The 19,318-nt window shown below is 67.8% G+C and carries 17 protein-coding genes; 3 read left to right on the forward strand and 14 right to left on the reverse strand.

Annotated features, from left to right (window positions below; all coding sequences use genetic code 11):
* From ABZX12_RS26965 to ABZX12_RS27000, 8 genes are all read right to left on the reverse strand, one after another.
* On the reverse strand, positions 1-904 hold a 904-nt coding region (locus ABZX12_RS26965; RefSeq protein ID WP_355697503.1), incomplete at its 3' end, for an SRPBCC family protein.
* Positions 905-910: 6 nt separating this feature from the next.
* A complete protein-coding gene (locus ABZX12_RS26970) occupies positions 911-1,909 on the reverse strand; it encodes a hypothetical protein (protein WP_355697505.1) in 999 nt (332 codons plus the stop codon).
* 84 nt (positions 1,910-1,993) lie between these two features.
* Positions 1,994-2,221 carry a hypothetical protein gene (locus ABZX12_RS26975; RefSeq protein ID WP_355697507.1) on the reverse strand — a complete coding sequence of 76 codons (228 nt, stop codon included), beginning with the start codon at positions 2,219-2,221 and terminating at the stop codon, positions 1,994-1,996.
* 16 nt (positions 2,222-2,237) lie between these two features.
* A complete protein-coding gene (locus tag ABZX12_RS26980) occupies positions 2,238-2,453 on the reverse strand; it encodes a DUF6458 family protein (RefSeq protein WP_355697509.1) in 216 nt (71 codons plus the stop codon).
* A gap of 512 nt (positions 2,454-2,965) precedes the next feature.
* Positions 2,966-4,381, reverse strand: a complete 1,416-nt coding sequence (locus tag ABZX12_RS26985; protein WP_355697511.1) for an alpha-L-fucosidase — start codon at positions 4,379-4,381, stop codon at positions 2,966-2,968.
* A 62-nt stretch (positions 4,382-4,443) separates the two neighbouring features.
* Positions 4,444-6,138 carry an ABC transporter substrate-binding protein gene (locus ABZX12_RS26990; RefSeq protein ID WP_355697512.1) on the reverse strand — a complete coding sequence of 565 codons (1,695 nt, stop codon included), beginning with the start codon at positions 6,136-6,138 and terminating at the stop codon, positions 4,444-4,446.
* Positions 6,139-6,182: 44 nt separating this feature from the next.
* The gene (locus tag ABZX12_RS26995) at positions 6,183-7,151 is read right to left on the reverse strand and encodes a carbohydrate ABC transporter permease (protein WP_355697514.1); all 969 of its coding nucleotides are present in this window, start codon (positions 7,149-7,151) and stop codon (positions 6,183-6,185) included.
* Positions 7,148-8,140, reverse strand: coding sequence for an ABC transporter permease subunit (locus ABZX12_RS27000; protein WP_355697516.1), 993 nt, complete (start codon positions 8,138-8,140; stop codon positions 7,148-7,150). Before ABZX12_RS27000 ends, ABZX12_RS26995 begins: the two co-directional genes overlap by 4 nt.
* Before the next feature lie 246 nt (positions 8,141-8,386).
* Here ABZX12_RS27000 and ABZX12_RS27005 point away from each other — a divergent pair, with 246 nt between their 5' ends.
* Genes ABZX12_RS27005 through ABZX12_RS27015 form a run of 3 tightly spaced genes read left to right on the forward strand, consistent with a single transcriptional unit; the run spans position 8,387 to position 12,477 of the window.
* Entirely contained in the window at positions 8,387-9,706 is a 1,320-nt protein-coding gene (locus ABZX12_RS27005; protein WP_355697518.1) for an L-fuconate dehydratase, read from the forward strand.
* Positions 9,703-10,452 carry a FadR/GntR family transcriptional regulator gene (locus tag ABZX12_RS27010; RefSeq protein WP_355697520.1) on the forward strand — a complete coding sequence of 250 codons (750 nt, stop codon included), beginning with the start codon at positions 9,703-9,705 and terminating at the stop codon, positions 10,450-10,452. The genes ABZX12_RS27005 and ABZX12_RS27010 overlap by 4 nt, the downstream gene beginning before the upstream one ends.
* Positions 10,453-10,458: 6 nt before the next feature.
* Positions 10,459-12,477: a glycoside hydrolase family 36 protein gene (locus ABZX12_RS27015; protein WP_355697522.1), complete on the forward strand. Its 2,019-nt coding sequence runs from the start codon at positions 10,459-10,461 to the stop codon at positions 12,475-12,477.
* Here the strand turns inward: ABZX12_RS27015 and ABZX12_RS27020 are convergent.
* The 6 genes from ABZX12_RS27020 to ABZX12_RS27045 all read right to left on the reverse strand — a co-directional run bounded on the left by ABZX12_RS27020 (position 12,463) and on the right by ABZX12_RS27045 (position 19,243).
* Entirely contained in the window at positions 12,463-12,840 is a 378-nt protein-coding gene (locus tag ABZX12_RS27020) for a RidA family protein (RefSeq protein ID WP_355697523.1), read from the reverse strand. The two genes, ABZX12_RS27015 and ABZX12_RS27020, sit on opposite strands and share 15 nt — an antisense overlap.
* Entirely contained in the window at positions 12,837-14,087 is a 1,251-nt protein-coding gene (locus tag ABZX12_RS27025) for an FAD-dependent oxidoreductase (RefSeq protein WP_355697525.1), read from the reverse strand. Before ABZX12_RS27025 ends, ABZX12_RS27020 begins: the two co-directional genes overlap by 4 nt.
* A 4-nt stretch (positions 14,088-14,091) precedes the next feature.
* On the reverse strand, positions 14,092-15,054 hold the full coding sequence (locus tag ABZX12_RS27030; protein ID WP_355697527.1) for a membrane dipeptidase: 963 nt from the start codon (positions 15,052-15,054) through the stop codon (positions 14,092-14,094).
* Positions 15,054-16,490, reverse strand: coding sequence for an amidohydrolase family protein (locus tag ABZX12_RS27035; RefSeq protein ID WP_355697529.1), 1,437 nt, complete (start codon positions 16,488-16,490; stop codon positions 15,054-15,056). The genes ABZX12_RS27030 and ABZX12_RS27035 overlap by 1 nt, the downstream gene beginning before the upstream one ends.
* Positions 16,491-16,512: 22 nt before the next feature.
* Positions 16,513-17,955 carry a serine hydrolase domain-containing protein gene (locus ABZX12_RS27040; protein WP_355697531.1) on the reverse strand — a complete coding sequence of 481 codons (1,443 nt, stop codon included), beginning with the start codon at positions 17,953-17,955 and terminating at the stop codon, positions 16,513-16,515.
* 82 nt (positions 17,956-18,037) lie between these two features.
* Positions 18,038-19,243 (reverse strand): helix-turn-helix domain-containing protein, encoded by a 1,206-nt coding sequence (locus ABZX12_RS27045; protein ID WP_355697533.1) that lies wholly within the window; start codon positions 19,241-19,243, stop codon positions 18,038-18,040.
* Positions 19,244-19,318: the final 75 nt, after the last annotated feature.

Consider the following 19,318-nt stretch of genomic DNA (forward strand, 5'->3'; position numbering starts at 1 on the left):
CCTCGTCGTACTCGTCGGCCGGCTCTTCGTCCTCGTCGTACTCCTCGGCGTCGTCCTGGTCCTCGCCGGGTTCCTGGGCACGGCCGTCGTGGATTTCGCCGCGCCAGCCCTCGACCTCGTCGGGGTGCAGGATCACGTCGGTCATCACGTGCCGCTGGAAGTGCTTCAGCTCGACCCGTGCCCGGCGGCCCTGCGCGCGCCAGATGTTGCCGACCCGCTCGAACAGGCCCTGCGGGTAGTACTCCAGGACGACGATCACCCGGGTCAGGTTCGGCGCGAGCTCGTGGAACGTGACGCTGCCGTCGACGTGCCCCTTCTCGCCCTTCGAACGCCAGACGATCTTGTCCTCCGGAACCTGCTCGAGGATCGACGCCTCCCAGGTCCGGTGCGACCACAGGATCTTGGCCTTGAAGTCGAGCTTCTCGTCGGTCTTCTGCTCGACCCGCTCGACCTTCTTCATGAAGCCGGAGAAGTCCTGGAACTGGGTCCACTGGTTGTACGCGACCTCGATCGGTACGCCGACATCGATCGACTCGATGATCGTCGTCGCCTTCAACGGGTTCTTCTTGCCGCCGGAACCGCCCGATCCCCCACCGCCGAGCGCCTCGACCGCCTTGTCCTTGGCTCCCATGACTCCGCCCTTCAACGCACCCAGCAAGGGCGACCCGCCGCCGGCCGCCGCCTTCCCGCCCTCGGCCAGAGCCTTCCCCGCGACCCCGCCCCCGGCGGCCATGTCGGTCAACCGCTCGGTGAGACTGGAGATCTTGTCCCCCGCAGCTTCGGCCGTGCGCTCCGTGGCGACCGAGAGTGCCTCCTGGAGTTCACTCTTCAGCCGGTCGACCGGGAGCTCGTCGAGGATCGACCTGAAGCCGTTCTGTTCCTCGTCGCGCGATCGTTCGGCCATCACCGGTCACCCACGCTTCCGGGCCGACGAACCGCTCGTCGACCTGCTCGTGCTCTTCTTCGCCGCGGTCTTCTTGGCGGCCGTCTTCTTCGCCGCGGTCTTCTTGGCGGCGGCCTTCTTCGCCGGCGGTGCGCTCTTCTTCGCGGTCGCCCGCTTCGCAGTCGCCTTCTTGGCGGGCGCCTTCTTCGCGACGGTCTTCTTGGCGGGAGCCTTCCGCGCCGCGGTCTTCTTCGCAGTGCCCGAACCGCCCGAACCGCCCGAACCGCCCGAACCGCCCGAACCGCCCGAACCGCCCGAGCCGTTGCTGCTCGCCGCGCGCGGAGCCGTCCGCTTGGCGGTCCGCCGGGAGCCCTCGCCGGACGAGCCGCGATCCCGCGACCCGCGCCGCGCTGAGCTTCGTTCGGAGCTGCGCCCGGAGCTGCGTCCGGACTCGTCGTCGTCCGCACCGCGGCCGGATCCGTTCTCATCCGCACTGCGGCCGGATCCGCTGTCGTCGTCGCTCGATTCGGCGGAGTCCTCGCCACTGCCGCGCAGCCGAGCACGTACGCCCTCACGACGGCGACCCGGCCGGCGGCGACGCCGCGGCCGCTCCCTGTCCTCGCGCCCGCCCCGGTCCTGGCTCTCGTCCTGGCTCTCGTCCTGGCTCTCGTCCTGGCTCTCGTCCTGGTCGCTCTGGTCCTGGGCCTGCCCGTTGCCGACCGACAGCATGCGGTCCGTGCGGTCCCGGATCGAGTCGCTGACCCGGTTCAGGCGGTTGCTGGCCGCCGCGACAGCGGCGTCGCGGCCGGCGGTGACGAGCTTGCCGCGCACCTGGTCGGACAGCTTCGACAACTCGGGATTCTGTTCCACGACCTCCGCGAGCTGCTTCACGATGGCGCGTGGATCGGTGGCGATCCGCTTACCGGCCAGCAGCCCGCCGACCGTGATCGCCAGCTTGAGCTTCTTGGTGCGTCCGAGCAGGTAGCCGCTCGCGACGGCGGCCGCCACCTTGGCGGTGGTGTTCATGGATTCTCCCTACAGTGGTACCGCCCGCGGCGGCCTCCTTGAAGTGGCCGGGGGCAACGAACAGCTGGGCTTCGCGGAGTGGCGTCACTCCGTCAGTGCGGCGATCCGGCGCAGGATGGGCAGACTCGGATACTTCTCGTCGCGCATCCTGCGCACCAGCAACCGGACGTAGAGGTCCACCTCGTCCGGCCGGAGCTGCGACTCGATCATGTCCAGCATCGACAGCGACGGAAAGCGGTCCTCCGCGATCTTGTCGAACAACAGGTCCAGCAGCACCTCCCGGGCGTCGGGCGGCTTGCGTCCTTCAGGCATCGTCACTCCCGTTCCGTCAGACGTCGTGGATGTCGCGACGTTCGTGGACGGAGGTGTGCGTCGTCCGGCTCCGCTGATTGGCGAACATCAGCACCACCGCGAGGCCGATCGCACCGGCGCCCATCAGCACGTACCCGACGACCGTCAGGTCGACGCCGCTGAGCCGGTCCGAGACCCCGAACGCCAGAATTCCGCCCACCGCGAGCAAGAACACGGACATTCCGATTCCCATGAATCTCTCCTTACGACCGCCCCGTTCCGAAATTCGATAAACAAGCGGTACCCAGGCGAAATGCTGCAAAACGATCACCACCACGCATACTTTTCGTGGCGGTGCGACTGCATTACGCGTCGGTTCAAGTAAACGACCAATTCAAATATGCACTTCATTTTCCGGAATCCGCATGCCGGCACCGTGGCTGGGTACCGGGCGGCATCTCGTTCGAGCGGTGGGGTGACACGATGCGTTTTCCCTGGTCCCGGCACGGCGAGTGTGTTGCCGACGTGGTGGCGTACTGCGTTCGACCGGGGTGTACGCGGCACGCCACACACGCCGACCCGTTCGCGGTGTCGGACGCCGGAGATCTCATCGAGGAGCTCACCTGCTGCCGGCACCACGAACACGCCGGAATGCGGGCACGGTGAATTCCGTGCCCGTTTCCGCGCGGAATCGGCGCAGCAAAAAAAGAAGCCCCCGGCCGGACCGGGGGCTTCGTCGGGCCGCACGTCCGCGGCGGACCTGGCTCAGGTTGCGAGATCGACGGCCAGGCAGTTCGCGACGCCGGACGGGGCGACGTCGGGGAGGCGGACGACGAGTACGCCGTACGCCTGCTCGAAGGGGACCGGCCCGTGGCCGAGGAGGCGGACGCCGGTGACGGTCTCGTGGTCGGCCAGGCTCCGGACGACCGCGCGCCCGTCGGCCGGCCACGCCATCTGGAAGGCGTAGAGCGTGTTGTCGCGGCGGGTGAAGCGGAAGTCGGAGCTCGTCCAGGGCACGCGGTCCTCGGTGAAGCCCTTGATGACCACCGTCGAAGGCCCTTCGCCGAACACCCGGTACGGCCGGGTGCCGTAGACGCCTTCGCCGCAGAGCCGGGTCCAGGCGCCGAGGTCGTCGAGCAACTGCGAGCACTCGGCGTCGATCGTGCCGTCGGGCAACTGCGGGACGTTGAGCAGCAGGTTGCCGTTCTTCGACACGATGTCGACCAGCATCTCGATCACGTGTCCGGCGGTCTTGTAGACGTCGCGGACGTTGTAGAACCAGTCACCGACCGAGGTGTCGGTCTGCCAGGGCGCGGGATGGATCTCCGGTGTCTGGCTGCGCTCGATGTCCATGATCCCGACGGCGCTGACCTCCGGGCTCCGGTCCTTCTGCTGGTACACGGCCCGCGGGTTGGTGTTGTAGAGGTGAGCGACCGCGCGGAGACCAGGTGTGTAGTCCTTCTCGCCGAACGGCAGCGGCCCGTCGCTGTACAGCAGGTCCGGCCGGTACTTGTCGATCATCTCGCTGACCGCGTCGAGCCAGTGCTGGTGCCACGCCGGTTCTCCTGCGTACCACGGCTCCTGCACCACGACCTCCGGGCCGCTCAGGTAGGCGCCGTTGTCGAGGTACAAGTCCCGGTACGCCGGATCGCCGCCGTCGTACTGCACCCCGGCGTACGGCCCGTGCCTGTCGTGACCCTTCGCCGCGGCGAACCAGCTGAACGCCGCGCCGAGGTGCTCGGTGAGCCCGAACGGCAGTCCGCGCCGGTCCGCAGCGTCCTTCCACAGGCCCACGATGTCCTTGCCCGGCCCGACCTTGACCGAGTTCCACGGGTTGACGGCCGACTCGTAGTTGAAGAAGTTGTCGTGGTGCACGGCCTGCGCCACGAAGTACCGGGCGCCGGCGGCCGCGAAGCGCTCCATCAGCTCGTCCGGATCGAAACGCTCCGCCTTCCACAGCTTGACGACGTCCTTGTACCCGAACTGCGACGGGTGGCCGTAGGTCCGCAGGTGATAGCGATACTGGTCACTGCCCTCGCGATACATGTTCCGCGCGTACCAGTCGCCGTACCGAGGCACCGACTGCGGTCCCCAGTGCGACCAGATCCCGAGCTTGGCGTCGCGGAACCAGTCGGGGCATTCGAACGTGGTCAGGGAATCGAAGGTTGCGTCGAACGACACAGCTTGCTCCTCGTCGGGGTGTTGGACCGGCCGGAGGGTGCCCCGGCCGGTCCGTGGAGGTGCTACTTGTTGGGGATCTTGTCGTAGGCGTTCTGCTGGATCTCCAGGTACCGCTTGAGGCCCAGGCCGTCGAGCCCCTTGACGTAGCCGTCCCAGTCGGTGTCGATGTTCTTCGAGCCGGTCACGAACTGGAGCGTGTTCTGCTGGATGTAGTTCTCGATGTTGGTCTGCAACGTCGCGACCTCGGTGCTCAGCGTCGGGTCGATCCACACCCGCCAGAACGGGTAGATCTGCGCCTTGTCCTCGTGGCCGGCGTACAGCTTGGTGGCCTCGAACAGCTTGCGCTCGTACCCCGCCTGCGTGTGGATGTCGGTGTCGATGACCTCCGAGTTCCGGAACTGCGCCGTGTTGTTGTACTGCGCGAGCGGGCCCCACCCGGAGTTCCGCGGCTTGGAACCTGGCTTGAGGGGGATCTGCTTGAAACTCGGCTTCAGCGACTTGTCGAGCGCCACGTCACCGGGACCGGGCTTGGTCCAGGCCTTGCCCTCCGAGCCGAACTGGCCGTTGATCTGGCCCTCGTCGGTGAAGATGTAGTCGAGCATCTTGATCGCCTGGATCTGCTTTTCCGGTGTGGCCTTCGAGGTCAGGACGAACGTGGCGCCGGGAATGCTCGGGAAGACGTAGCCGGCGTAGTTCTTGCCTTCCGGACCGGTCAGCGGCGGAACGGCGTCGTACTCCTTGTCCCTTCCGTCCGCCGAACCGGTGTTGACGAAGATGCCCGGGTGCATGACGGTGCCCGCGCCGAGGACGACCGTGCCGGCGTGGTTGCCCTGCTGCGCCATCGCGTCCGGGTTCTGGGTGAAGGCGCCCTTGTCGATCAGGCCTTCCTTGTAGAGCGAGTTGATGTACCGCAGGCCCTCGCGCCAGCCGTCCTTGTTCGCCTGGACGTCGACCTTGCCGTTGTTGAGAACCAGCGTGGTGTTGTTTCCGCCGCTGTTGTTCTGCCCTTGCGGGTCGTAGATGAAGGCGTTCATCAGGTACGGGATGAGGTTGTCGCGGACGTTCGCGCTGAGCGGGATCTCGTCGGCCTTGCCGTTGCCGTTGGGGTCGCCGGTCTTGAACGCCTGGAGCACCTTGCGCAGGTCCTCGGTGGTCTTCGGCTGCTCGAGGCCGAGCTTCTTCAGCCAGGCCGAGTTCATCCACAGCTTGTCCGGGTACGAACAGTGGAAGCAGTCGACCCACTGCGGCATCCCGTAGATCTTGCCGTCCGGCGCGGTGGCCATCGCCTTCCACTCCGGCGTGGCGTCCAGCGCCTTCTTGATGTTCGGCGCGTACTGGTCGATCAGCTGGTTCAGCGGTACGACGACACCCTGCTTGGACAGCTTCTGCAGCTCCGCCGTGGTGAACTGGTCGACCCACGGGATCAGCAGGTACAGATCGGCGTAGTCGCCGCTGGCCAGCGAGATCTGCCGCTTCTCCTTGGCCGGTCCGCCGTCCCACGTCGTGGTCTGCCACTTGATGGTGAGGTTGAACTTCTGCTTGATCAGCTTGGTGAAGTCGTTCGTGGCGAGGTTCGAGTCGGCCGACTGCTGCGAGAAGACGTTCAGCGTGACGTCGGGATTACCGGTGATCGTCGGCAGCGGTTTGTCGCTGCCGGCATCGTTCGAGCTTCCTCCGGAACAGGCCGCGAGGGCGAGGGCGAGGAGGCTGATGCCGGCGATCGCGGCTCGCCTCCGGCGATTGAGCTTGACAGACATGATTTCCTCACAGGGGTCAGGACAAGGCAGAACGACACTGGGGATCAGCCCTTCACGGCGCCGATCATGATTCCCTTGGTGAAGTAGCGGGCGACGAACGGATAGATGAGCAGCACCGGCACGCTCGCCACCACGATCAGCGAGTACTTGAGCAGGTCCGCCAACTGCTGGCGCTGGATGACGACCGACGCATCGACAGCGCCGCCGCCGGTCGTGTTCAGGATCAGGATGTTGCGCAGTACCAGCTGCAACGGGAACAGATCCGGGTTCTTCAGGTAGATCAGGGCGTCGAAGTAGGAGTTCCACTGCATGATCGCGTACATCAGCGCCACCACCGCGATCATCGGCTTGGCCAGCGGGATCACCACCGACCACAGGAACCGCAGGTCGCCGCAGCCGTCCAATTGCGCGGCCTCGACCAGCTCGTCGGGGATGACCGTCCGGAAGTAGGTCCGGGCGATGATCACCTGCCAGACCCCGATCGCCTGCGGGATGATCAGCGCCCAGCGAGTGTCCAGCAGACCGGTCGACTGCACCACCAGGTACGTCGGGATCAGCCCGCCGGTGAACAGCATCGTGAACAGGATCAGCGTCATCACGACGTTGCGGCCGACCAGCGTCCGGCGGGACATCGGATAGGCGATCGCGATCGTCATCGTGACGCTGACGATCGTGCCGACCACGGTGTAGAACAGCGAGTTCAGGTAGCCCTGGACGATCTGCGGATTCTGGAACACAGCGTGGTACCCGCGCAGCGAGAACTCCACCGGCCAGAACAGCACCCGGCCGGACGACACCGCCTCCGGACTGCTGAACGAACTCGCCACGATGTAGAGCAGCGGCAGCAGCACCACCGCGAGGAAGACGAGCAGCAGCAGATAGACACAGAACAGGAACATCCGGTCGGTGCGCGACTCCCGGATCCGCCGGGCTCGGGCCGCCCGGCGTTCGTTCCGCTTGGTCGACCTGGTGGGCCGGCCGGGCATGGTGCGCGCTTCGGCTTGGACGGTCATGACCACAATCCGTTCCCGGTGATCCGCTTGGCCACCGCGTTGACCCCGAGCAGCAGGACCAGGTTGATCACCGAGTTGAACAAGCCGATCGCGGTCGCGGAGCTGAAGTCCGCGTTCAGCAGACCGGTCTTGTAGACGTAGGTGGCGATGATCTCGGACTCGCTCAGGTTGAGCGGGTTCTGCAGCAGGAAGGCCTTCTCGAATCCGATCGCCATGATGTTGCCGACGGCGAGGACGAGGATGATGACCGCGGTCGGCATGATGCCGGGCAGGTCGACGTGCCGGATCCGCTGCAGCCGGCTGGCGCCGTCGATCTTGGCCGACTCGTGCAGCGCCGGGTCGATGCCGGCGAGTGCGGCCAGGTAGATCACCGCGGAGTACCCGGTGGTCTGCCAGACGTCGGACCAAACATAGATGTGCCGGAAGTAGTCGGGGTTCCCGAGGAAGTCGACAGACGGGACGCCGAAGAACCCGAGGCCTTCGTTGACGAGGCCGAGCCGCGGCGACAGCACCAGGATCGTCATCGAGACCACGACCACGGTGGAGATGAAGTACGGCGCGTACGTCACCAGTTGCACGGTCCGCTTGAACAGGCCGGTGCGGATCTCGTTCAGCGCCAGCGCGAGGATGATCGCGATCGGGAAGCTGGCCGCCACGGTGTAGACCGAGAGCAGGAAGGTGTTCTTCACCAGGGTCCAGAACACCGGGTTGTGGAAGAACAGCTCGAAGTTCTGCCACCCCACCCACGGGCTCCCCCAGATGCCCTTGACGACGTTGAAGCTCTTGAACGCCAGCACCGCGTTCGACATCGGGATGTACTTGAAGACGGCGAACCAGATCAGCGGCACGACCATCAGCAGGTACAGCGTCCAGTGCCGCCGGAGGCTGCGCCGAAGACCTTGGATGCCGGGGCGCTCCCGGTGCCGTCGTTTCCTCGGCCGGGAGGGCGTTTCCCCGGCCGGCGGGCGGATGCTTGTCAGCGTTGCCATACGTCCTCCTCGTCCACGCCGGCAGTCGGGACGGCCTCGGATTCGGCAGGATGATCGATAAACCTGAGTCGCCGGGGGCCGGGCCGGTTCGGGTTCACCAGGTCGCCCATGCACTGTCCTCCGTCGCGAAATGAACATTGATCCTATGAATTGCCCGGATCGTAGCGCTGCGCATGGCAATGGTCCATACTGAACGCCATCTGAGATCGCAAAAGATCCCATCTATCTCTGACAGTGAGGGCCGCCATGCCGCGCATCACCTCGGTAGAGGTTGTCGATGTCCGCTTCCCGACGTCGCTGACCCAGGACGGATCGGACGCGATGAACAAGGACGGCGACTACTCGGCGGCGTACGTCGTGGTGCACACCGACGACCCGGCGCTGTCCGGGTACGGGTTCACGTTCACGATCGGCCGCGGCAACGACCTGTGCGTCGCCGCGGCCGAACAACGCGCGGCGGCGCTGATCGGGAGGAGCGTCGACGAGCTCTGCGCCGACCTCGGCGGGATCTATCGCGAGTTGCAGTCCGACAGCCAGTTGCGCTGGCTCGGCCCGGACAAGGGCGTCATCCATCTCGCGCTCGCCGCGGTGATGAACGCGGTCTGGGATCTCGCCGCGCGCCGGGCCGGCGTACCGCTGTGGCGGCTGCTGTCCGAGATGTCCCCCGAGGAACTCGTGGCGGCGGCCGACCTTCGCTACCTGTCCGACGTCCTGACACCGGCTCAGGCGATCGATCTGCTGGCCGACAAAGAAGAAGGGCGCAAGCAACGGATCGCCGAGCTCGAGGCCACCGGCTACCCGTGCTACACGACGTCGGCCGGCTGGCTCGGGTACTCCGACGCCAAGCTGCGCAGGCTCTGCGAGGAAGCCGTTGCCTCCGGCTACAAACATGTGAAGCTCAAGGTCGGCGCGAACCTGGCCGACGACATCCGGCGCTGCAGGATCGCCCGTGAGGTGCTCGGGCCGGACGGACACCTGATGATCGACGCGAACCAGGTGTGGGACGTCCCGGAGGCGATCGAGTGGGTGCAGGCGCTCGCCGGGTTCGACCCGCTGTGGATCGAGGAACCCACCAGCCCCGACGACATCCTCGGTCACGCCGCGATCCGCAAGGCCGTCGCGCCGATCGGCGTCGCGACCGGCGAACACGGCATGAACCGGGTGCTGTTCAAGCAGATGTTCCAGGCCGGCGCGATCGACTACTGCCAGCTCGACGCGGCCCGCCTCGGCAGCGTGAACGAGGTCCTCGCGGTCTACCTCCTCGCGGCCTGCTTCGACGTGCCGGTGTGCCCGCACGCCGGCGGCGTCGGCCTGTGCGAACTCGTCCAGCACCTCGCGATCTTCGACTACGTCGCCGTGTCGGGGAGCCTCGAGGGTCGCGTCACCGAGTACGTGGACCATCTGCACGAGCACTTCGTCGAGCCGTGCGTGGTGCGCAACGGCTCGTACGTGCTCCCGGTGGCGCCCGGTTACAGTGCCGAGATGCACAAGGAGTCAGTCGAGACGTACCGGTTCCCGGACGGCGCCTACTGGACGTCGCGCGCGGATACGGATCCACTGCCATGACACCGGGCAAGCTGGCCGAGCAACCTCGTACCCCGGGCGTCTCGCAGACCGACGTCGTCGTCCAGGGCATCCGGCAGATGATCATCGACCGCCGGCTCCGGCCCGGCGACCGGCTCCCGATCGAGAAGGACCTGGCGGCCGCCCTCGGGGTGTCCAGGAACCCTCTCCGCGAAGGGGTCCGGGCGCTGTCCATGATGGGCGTTCTGGAGACCCGGCAGGGCGACGGAACCTACGTCACCAAGCTCGATCCGTCCATGCTGCTGGCGCCGATGGGCTTCGTGGTCGACCTGCAGGACGGCAGTGGAACGACCCACCTGCACTCGGTCCGCCGCGTCCTCGAGACCGAAGCCGCCGCGCTGGCGGCGCAGCGGGTCACCGGTGCGGAGCTCGAGGCCGCGACCGAACTGCTCAACCACAACGAGGCGGAGCTGGCGCTCGACGAGCCCAACCACGAGACGGTCATCGAGAACGACATCGCGTTCCACCGCATCATCGCCGGCGCGTCCGGCAACCCGGTGCTGGCCGCGCTGATCGACGCGCTGGGCGGACGCACGATGCGGGACCGGCTGCGCCGGTCGATCTCCCAGCCCGGCGCCGACGAGACCGCCCACCGCGAACACCTCTCGATCCTCGCCGCACTCACTGCGCACGATCCCGACCGGGCCCGCACCCGGATGTCCGCCCATCTGTTCACGGTCGAGGACTACCTCCTCGAGAGAGACGTCGTGAGCCCGACCACGGAATGAGACCGCGTGAACCTGTTGCGCTGGAGTACTCCTGAGCTGACCCTGACCTTCGCCCTCGACGACGGGCCGGTGCGGCTGGTCGCCGTACGCGACGCGACCGGTCCCGACGAGCCGGTGGCGGAGACGAGTCAGCCGTTGGTCGAAGTCGCGGCCGTCGGGTCCGGACGATCGCCGAGCAGTAACCGGCACGTCGAGACGGTACTCGGTCAGCGACTTCGGTACGTGTTCCACGAAGACGGTGGCGACACGTTGCGCATCGTCCAGGAAGACGGCGCGCTGCGCGTCACGAGCGTGTTCGAAGCGGGCGCCGGTGTGCGTGCCTGGTCGGAGGCGTCACTCAGCGGACCCGGCTCGCTCGAGCTGACGTTCCTGTCCTCGCTGGCCGTCGGTCTGACGTCGGTCGACGCCGAGTTGTATTCCGCGGCCAACAGTTGGATGACCGAGAGCAGGTGGTCGGCCGAGCCGCTGCGGCTCGGCGCGCTGGCCGACATCGTCAGCGACGGCCATCGTCACGTCGCCAGGACACGGCACGCGGTGACGAACCTCGGGTCGTGGTCCACCGGCGAGCGGCTGCCGATCGGCGTGCTCGTCGACCGTGGTACGCCGTACGCGCTCGGCTGGCAGATCGAGCACAACGGGCCGTGGCACTACGAGATCGGCGAGAGCCGGAACGGCGGCTACCTGCTGCTGAGCGGCCCGACGGATCAGGAACACCAGTGGAGCGTGCGGCTCACCGAGGACACGCCGTTCACGTCGGTGCCGGTCTCACTCGTGACCGGGACGGATCGCGACACCACGTTCGCCGCGCTCACCCGGCAGCGGCGCGCCGTCCGCCGGCGGCGTCCGGCCGACGAGCGGATGCCGGTGATCTTCAACGACTACATGAACACCCTGCTCGGTGATCCGACCACCCAGAAGCTGCTGCCGCTGATCGACGCGGCCGCCGAGGCCGGCGCGGACTACTTCTGCATCGACGCCGGCTGGTACGCCGAGGGCGACTGGTGGAACACCGTCGGCGCCTGGCAACCCTCGACGTCGCGCTTCCCGAACGGGCTCGCCGAGGTGATCGACCGGATCCACACGCGCGGCATGGTGCCGGGTCTGTGGCTCGAACCCGAGGTCATCGGTGTCAGATCCCCGATCGCCGACGAGCTGCCCGATGACGCGTTCCTCAGCCGCCGCGGCGTCCGGATCGCCGAGTCCGGGCGCTACCTGCTCGACCTGCGCAGCCCGGCCGCGCGCAAGCACCTCGACGACACCGTCGACCGGCTGGTCGCGGAGTTCGGCGTCGGCTTCTTCAAGTTCGACAACAACACCATGACCGGGCCCGGGACCGACAAGGGCGGTACGTCGCTCGGCCACGGACTGCTCGAACACCAGCGCGCCCTGCTGGACTGGCTCGACGGACTCCACACGCGGCATCCGGACCTGCTGATCGAGAACTGCGCCTCGGGCGCGATGCGGATGGACTACGCGATGCTGTCCCGTCTGCACCTGCAGTCGACGTCGGACCAGGAAGATCCGCTGCTCTACGCACCGATCACCGCGGCCGCGCCGGCCGCCGTACTCCCCGAACAGGCCGGTCACTGGGCCTACCCGATCACCGGAACCACCCGCGAACAGTTCACCTTCGCACTCGTCAACGGTATCCCGGGGCGTCTGTACCTGTCCGGCCACCTCAACCGGATGACGCCGGCCGAGCTCGACCTGGTCCGGTCCGCTCTCGCGGCTCACCGGGACATCCTCGAGGATCTCGACACCCTGGAGCCGTCCTGGCCGCTCGGCCTTCCCCACTGGACCGACGAATGGATCGCCCTGTCCCTCAACGGCCCGACCACCACCTACCTGACGCTGTGGCACCGCGCCCCGGGCCCAGCCACCATCGACATCCCCCTCCGCCGCGCCACGATCACACCCCATTTCCCCACCGACGACACGGATTGGGCCTACGCCTGGGCTGACGACGTCCTCACCGTCACCACCCAAGCCACGGAACCTTCCGCCCGGGTTCTACGCCTGACCTGACGCCGGGGCGTCGAGCCACGCGACGACGTCGAGTTCGATGCGGAAGGGCGGGAAGAGCTGCGCACCGATCGTCGTGCGGGCGGGGCGCAGCTCGGGGAACTGTTCGGTCCAGACCTCGTTGTAGGCGGAGAAGTCCGCAAGGTCGGCCAGGTAGGCGGTGACTTTGAGGATGTGGCGCGGCTCGGCGCCGGCCTCGGTCAGCACTCGGCGGACCGTGCGGAAGGCCGCGCCGGCCTCGTCGTGAAAGGTCTCGGTGATCGGCCGCCAGCTCTCGTCGACGCCGACCTGGCCGGACAACAGCAGCAGGTCGCCTTGCCGGCGGTACGACGGTGCGGGCGGCGGGGTGACTGCGTTCTGGCTCATCGGAGTCTCCGGAGTGGATGGAAGGGCGTCAGCTCGGGTGCGGATGTGCCGGTCATGATCTGTGCGGCCAGCAGCTTGCCCGTGACGGGGCCCAGCGTGACGCCCCACATACCGTGGCCGCCCGCCACGTGCACGCCCGGAACGTTCGTCGTACCGATCACCGGCAGGCCGTCGGGCGTCAGCGGCCGGGACCCCACCCACGTCTCGCGCACGTCGTCCCAGTCGGCCCCGTCGGCCCCGTCGGCACCGTCGATCAGCGGGCGGATCGAGCTCAGGATCAGGTCGAGACGACGACGGTCGAACGGTGCGTCCCGGTCGGCGATCTCCATCGTGCCCGCGACGCGGACCCGCTCGCCGTACGGAGTGAGCGTGACCCGGACGCCCGGCAGATAGACAGGGCCTGCGAGCGGTTCGGCCAGCTGAACGCTGCACGAATAGCCTCGCCCGGCCTGGACCGGCACCCGGACGCCAAGGCGGCGCCCCAGCTCGGGTAGCCACGCCCCCGTGGCGAGTACGACGGCGTCGGCCCGGCGCGGCGGCCCGGTCCAGGTGTCCACCTGCAGCCCGCCGGGCCCGAACCCGAGGGACCGCACCCGTGCACCCTCGACGATCTCACCGCCGCGCTCGCGCACCGCGCCGGCCAGCGCTTCGAGGAACGGGCCCGGCGCCACGAACCGTTGGCCCTCCAGGTGCAGGACATGTGTGATCCGGTCGGAGAACGGCGGCTCATGCCCGGCCGACGTCCGATGGGACACGTCCTGCCCGGCGGCGCGGGCAGCATTGAGCTCATGTTCGAGACCCGCGGTGTCCTGACCCGCGGTGAACCCGACCCGGATGGTCCGCTCGTGGAGCTCCGCCGGTACGCCGCCCTTGGCGAGTTCGTCGAAAGCGCCGAGACTGTCCACGGCCAACCGGCTCAGAGCAGCCATCCCCCGCCGCCACCGCCGCGCGGTCGAATTCCGGGCGAAGCCGGCCAGGAACGTCAACGTCGTACCCGAAAGCCGCCTGCTCACTGTGATCGGCGATCCGCGGGTCAGCAGGCTCTGGACGCCTTCGCGCAGCAGCGCAGGCTCCGGGAGCGGCGCCACCAGCGCGGGAACCACATAGCCGGCGTTGCCCCACGACGCACCGGCCCCCACCCCCGAGCGGTCGAGGACGACGACCTCCGCGCCGTACTCCTGCAGGAACCACGCACACGAGAGCCCGACGACTCCGGCTCCCACCACCATGACGCGCTGGGGGGTCATCCGCTCACCGCCATACGTTCTCCGCGACGCGCAGGAAGTTGCCGCCCAGGATCCCCTCGACGGCTTCCGGCGGATACCCGCGGTCCACCAGGGCAGTCCTGATGCCGGGCAGACGCTCCGGCTCGATGAACTCCAGGCGATCCCACTGCGCGTAGCTCGGCGGGAACAGCTCCGGATTCTCGGCAAGCTCCGCATCGGCGCTGCCGAAGCAGAAATCCAGCCCCAGCCCCACGTGCTCCCACCCGACCAGCTCGACGGCATGGTCGACATGCCGGACGAACGCCGCGGTGCTCGCGTCGTTGTCGCCCAGAAAGATGCCCACGCCGTTGATCCCGACCACGCCGCCGGTCGCCGCGCACGCCAGCATCTGGTCGTCCCACACGTTGCGCTCATGGTCGTGCACCGCACGCGCCGCCGTGTGTGAGAGCACGACCGGCGCTGTGGACGCGGCGAAGACATCCATCGACGTGCGGTACGAACAGTGCGCGGCGTCGACCACCATCCCCACGCGGTTCATCTCGGCGACCATTTCTCCGCCGTACTCCGTCATGCCGCCGTCGGACTCGTCGTGGCAGCCCGAACCGGCGGCATTACGCTGGTTGTAGGTCAGCAACATGGTGCGCACACCGAGGTCGTAGTAGGTCTGCACCAGATCGACGCGTCCACCCAGCGGGCGAGTGTCCTCCAGGTCGAACGCGACCGCCAGCCGCCCGGTGGCCTTCGCCGTCCGTACGTCGTCGGCCGTGCGCGCCAAGATGTAGCGATGCGGATCGGCCAGCAGTTGACGGCGGAACCCGGACAGCACCCGGATGGTGTCCGCGACGTCGTGCGGCGCGTACCCGACGTTCACCGACACGAACGAAGCCCCTGCCTCGGCGTACCGCCACAGCTCGCCGACGTCGGTGTCCGGGTCGAGTGGGAGACAGCAGTGCTGCTCCCACACCACCGCACGAGCATGTTCCTGCATCAGTGCGCTCCGTTCACGCAGCCCGGGAGGCGCGCGCCATGGTGGAGGAACCTCTTGTAGTTGGCCTCTTCCTGGAGCGAGGGCGGAAGGTCCGCGGTCAACAGCGGCTGCTGCGGCAGAGCGTCGAGGTCCACCACGGTGCCGTCCTTGATGACGGCGTGGATGCTCTGGTAGTTCTTGGCGCCCTGCAACGGGTCCTCGTCGAGAACCACCATGTCGGCGATCTTGCCCACCTCGAGTGTTCCGAGATCGGCATCGACCTGGTAGGCCTTCGCGATGTTGAGGGTCGCCGCGTGCAACAACGCCATCGGCGACATGCCTTTCTCCTCCATGGCTCGAAGCCACACGAAATGGCCTGTCGCCAGTCGCCCCAGCCCTTCATCTTCGGGCAGCCCGTTCCAGGTGCCCTTGATCATCGGCTCGTTCAGGACTTCCGGCGCGAAGATGCCGCCGTCGTTGGCGAGCAGAAGGGTGGCTCCGGAGCTGATGAGATTGCGGACATTCGCCTCGGAGGATTTCCACAGCGTCCACTCGAAGTCCGAGATCGACTCCTTCAGGATCTTCAGGCCGTTGTCGGTCAACGGAAAGACGACGGCACCGCAGTTGCCCTGGGCAAGGAGCTCGACGGTTTCGCGGGGGACCTCGGTCGGTCCCGTCATGTTGCAGTGCTGTACGAGATCGCAGCCCGCCTCGATCGCCAGCCGCAGGCCCTCGACCGAGGACGTGTGGGCCTGCGCCGTCAGCCCCGCGCGATGTGCCTCGTCGACGATCACGCGTTGCGTGCGCTCCGAGAACTGGAGGAAGGCGCCGGCCGAGGCCCCGCCGTGCTCGTTCGAGGCGTACTTCACGAAGTCGATGCCGCGCTCGATGTACGCGCGAACCTCCTCGCCGACCTCCTCCGGTGTCAGCCACATCAGGTGCCGGCCGGTGTTCTCGACCCAGGTCGCGTTCACCCGGTCGACGAAATGTGCGCTGCCCACTCCGGGGATCCGCTTGTCGAAGTCGTCGGAGAACGGGCCGTCGAATCCGACGATGTTGCCGGCGCAGCGGATCCGGCTGCCGGGGACAAGCCCGCGATCGATGCGATCGCGGACCGCCGTCAGCGCACGTCGCGGCCCCCAGGTGTCGAAGACCGTGGTCATGCCGCTCTTCAGCGCGACCTGCGCGGCCTCGGTGATCAGCTCCTCGTAGCGCCCTTCGTACCGAACGAGCGTCTCGAACAGCGCGTTGACCAGGAGGTGCACGTTGGCGTTCATCAGTCCGGGGATGACGAACTTCCCGCTGTAGTCGACGGTTTCGGCGTCCGCCGGGACCGGCAGCTCACCCGGCCGGCCGATGGCCACGATGCGGCCGTTCTCGGTGAGGATCGCTCGATCGTCGGCGCCCTTGTCGGACACGCCGTCGATGACGGTCGCGCCGGTCAGCAGCAGTGACATGGTCTTCCTTCCTTGACGTCGATCAGCTGATCTTGGGGACGAAGCGGAGCCCGGAATGGATACCGCGTGGTCGCCCGGGCACCGACGGGAGATCGGCGAGCAGGCTGAGCCGGCCGTAGAAGCCGGCGGTGGTTCGCGCGTCGGCGCCTTCGGGCGCGAACAGGCCGGGCGCAACCGGCACGTACGTGACACTGGACGATCTGGGCATTCCGTAGGCGTCCAGGATCCGCTCCAGCTCCTCGTCGTAGAACGGGACGGACGTCCGTACGAGCAGGTTGCCGTCGCGGACGCTGACGCTCTTGTCGACGTGGAAGGCGGCGTACTCGCCGGTCATCGTCGAATCGGCGTGCGCAGGGGCCTCGGCGAACGACGCGGAGGCCTGCTGCCCGGTGAGGTGTTCGATGACGGTGGTGTGGAGCGTGTCGTTCAGCAACGCGTTGGGGCCGCTCACGAAGGTGACGATGACGGCATCGTGTTCGGGGAGGATGCAGAAGCTCGATGCGCCGCCGGGTGAACCGCCACCGTGCCAGGCCGCCGTCGTACCTGCGATGGGATCCAGCCACCAGCCGAGACCAATGGGCGGCGCTGAAGGGAGCCCGAGGTCGAAGGTCGGAGTGAGCATCGCAGCCGCGAGCTCCTGCGACAGCACGCGCCGACCTGTCGGGGCCAGACCGCCGGCCAGGTGCATGCGGCCGAAGGCCATCATGTCGGCGACCGTCACGATCGGCGTGGCGCCGGCTCCGGCGGCGGACTCGGGCAGGCTGAACAGCGACGTGGCCCGCAGCGTTCCCGGCTCGTCGGAGGCTCGTGCGCCGATGGCGGTGCGCCGCAGGAAAGCCTCGGTTTGGACCGCGGTCGCATCGCCCATGCCGCACGGGTCGAACAGCTCGGTCCGGATCGCCTCCTCGTACGGAAGGCCGGTCTGTTCCTCGATGATCCGTGCCGCGAGAACGAATCCGGGGTTGGAGTAGTGCAGGCCGGTGCCAGGCTCGAACAGGCAGCCGAAGTCGCGCAACCGGGCGACGTACGAACGCGTGGCGTCGCGTCCTCGCACGGCGCAAGGCATCAGGTCGTCGGCGTCGATGCCGTTGGTGTGGTTGATCAGCATCCGCACCGTGATGGTCTCGGCCGCGTCGGTGTCCGCGAGAGCGAAGTCGGGAAGGTACCGGCGCGCCGGTGCGTCGAGGTCGACGGCGCCGGCGTCGACCAGCCGCAACAGGGCGGTTGCCGTCAGCACCTTGGTGACCGAGCCGAGCAACCATCCGGTGTCCGTCGTGAACTCCTGACCGGTGTTGAGGTTCGCGAGGCCGTGGGCGAGGGCGAACTGCTCAGCTCCGACCGCGACGCCGATCACCGCCCCGGCGACACCGGTCGCGGTGGACTGGGCCTCGAGGATGCCGGCGATGCGAGCCCGCAACGAGACCAGATCGCCCGGCTGAGCCTGGAGTTCCGCTGACGTCCTCATTCATCGAACACTGCCAGCTCGTTGCGGTCTGCGCATGCGCGAGATGTCGAGGTCGCTGCTGTCGCCACTCGACAGATGTCGATCAAGCCCTGCCCAGCAGCCGCGCTACCTTGATGCCGAGGTGCAGGACCAGCCGCTGTTCGCCGTCGGAGAGGTCGAAGCCGGTCAACTGTTCGATCCGGCGGATCCTGTTGTAGACGCTGGCCCGGTGCAGACCGAGCTCCTCTGCGACCGCGCGTGAGTCGCCCGCGCGGTCGAGGAACAGCTCGGCCGTGGCGAGCAGGGCCGGATCGGGAGACCGCAGGGCGTCGATGGCGGGCAGGATCTTCAGCGCATCCAGCTGCTCCATGGGCTGTGACGCGAGCAGTCCGTAGATACCGAGTGCGTCGTACTCCGCAACGGGCCGGAAGGTGGGGACGACATCGGCCACCTTGATCGCCACCAGAGCCTGCTGGCAGGAGATCCCGGCGTCCGCGAAGCGTTGCGTCGCCCCTCCGACGCCCGCCACCACGGCACGCCAGCGGTCGCCCGCGCCGAGCCGATCGACCACCGCGGCGCGCAGGTCGTGCGCGACCCGCGGGAACCGCTCGAAGGTGGGCTGCGGGAGGATCAGCACGGCGTGGCGTGGTCGCACAAGAGACAAGCACTCTCTCGGAGGAAGCGTGCTCACGGTCGAGTGAAGCGCGGCGCTGAGCGCCAGCCGATCCCCTTCGTGGACTTCCTGGCCGTCCCTGGGCAGCGGCCGTACGACGATGGCCACCACACCACCGCGAGACGCGAAGAACCCGCCTTCGATCAGCCCGTCGGCCGCCAACTGCTGCGCCTCCGCGTCAGGCGAGAGCAGATCCCTGACCAGCTCACCGACCCGAGCATCCCGGAGCTCGTCGATCACCCGCTCCCGGAACAGCACCTCCCCCGCCTCGCCGGCCGCCGCGGTCGCGATCGCGAGATCCTCGCCGGACAGGGTCTGCTCGGCGTCGATCAGCCAGAGATAGCCGAAGCGCAAGCCCTGATGCCGCACCGGGATCGCAACCCGCGAGAGCAGCCCCAACTCCGCGTCCGACGGCAGCCGAACCGGCCCGGAAGCCTGCCCGAGCCGAAACCGGCGCAACCACGCCAGCCCTTCGGGCGGCGCCTCCCGGGTCAGAATCACCCGCGCACGCATGTCGTCGATCTCACCGACCTGAGCGCTGTAGGCGAGCAAGCGAAAGCTCGTGTCATCCACGGCAACGGCCCGCCCCAACCGCCGCGCCAATGAGTCCACGACCCGCTGCAGCTCACCACTCACGCCTCCATCACCCTCTCACGCTACAAACGTCGCACCGCGATGGTGACACACACGACAGGAGACGAATGCGTTGCG

Origin of the sequence: Kribbella sp. NPDC003505, assembly GCF_040610875.1 — a bacterium.
Classification (GTDB): Bacteria; Actinomycetota; Actinomycetes; order Propionibacteriales; family Kribbellaceae; genus Kribbella.

Coding starts and splice junctions, on each gene's coding strand:
- ABZX12_RS26970 (WP_355697505.1), bottom strand. CDS start 1,909: ATGAACACCACCGCCAAGGTGGCGGCCGCCGTCGCGAGCGGCTACCTG.
- ABZX12_RS26975 (WP_355697507.1), bottom strand. CDS start 2,221: ATGCCTGAAGGACGCAAGCCGCCCGACGCCCGGGAGGTGCTGCTGGAC.
- ABZX12_RS26980 (WP_355697509.1), bottom strand. CDS start 2,453: ATGGGAATCGGAATGTCCGTGTTCTTGCTCGCGGTGGGCGGAATTCTG.
- ABZX12_RS26990 (WP_355697512.1), bottom strand. CDS start 6,138: ATGTCTGTCAAGCTCAATCGCCGGAGGCGAGCCGCGATCGCCGGCATC.
- ABZX12_RS26995 (WP_355697514.1), bottom strand. CDS start 7,151: ATGACCGTCCAAGCCGAAGCGCGCACCATGCCCGGCCGGCCCACCAGG.
- ABZX12_RS27000 (WP_355697516.1), bottom strand. CDS start 8,140: ATGGCAACGCTGACAAGCATCCGCCCGCCGGCCGGGGAAACGCCCTCC.
- ABZX12_RS27005 (WP_355697518.1), top strand. CDS start 8,387: ATGCCGCGCATCACCTCGGTAGAGGTTGTCGATGTCCGCTTCCCGACG.
- ABZX12_RS27010 (WP_355697520.1), top strand. CDS start 9,703: ATGACACCGGGCAAGCTGGCCGAGCAACCTCGTACCCCGGGCGTCTCG.
- ABZX12_RS27020 (WP_355697523.1), bottom strand. CDS start 12,840: ATGAGCCAGAACGCAGTCACCCCGCCGCCCGCACCGTCGTACCGCCGG.
- ABZX12_RS27025 (WP_355697525.1), bottom strand. CDS start 14,087: ATGACCCCCCAGCGCGTCATGGTGGTGGGAGCCGGAGTCGTCGGGCTC.
- ABZX12_RS27030 (WP_355697527.1), bottom strand. CDS start 15,054: ATGCAGGAACATGCTCGTGCGGTGGTGTGGGAGCAGCACTGCTGTCTC.
- ABZX12_RS27035 (WP_355697529.1), bottom strand. CDS start 16,490: ATGTCACTGCTGCTGACCGGCGCGACCGTCATCGACGGCGTGTCCGAC.
- ABZX12_RS27040 (WP_355697531.1), bottom strand. CDS start 17,955: ATGAGGACGTCAGCGGAACTCCAGGCTCAGCCGGGCGATCTGGTCTCG.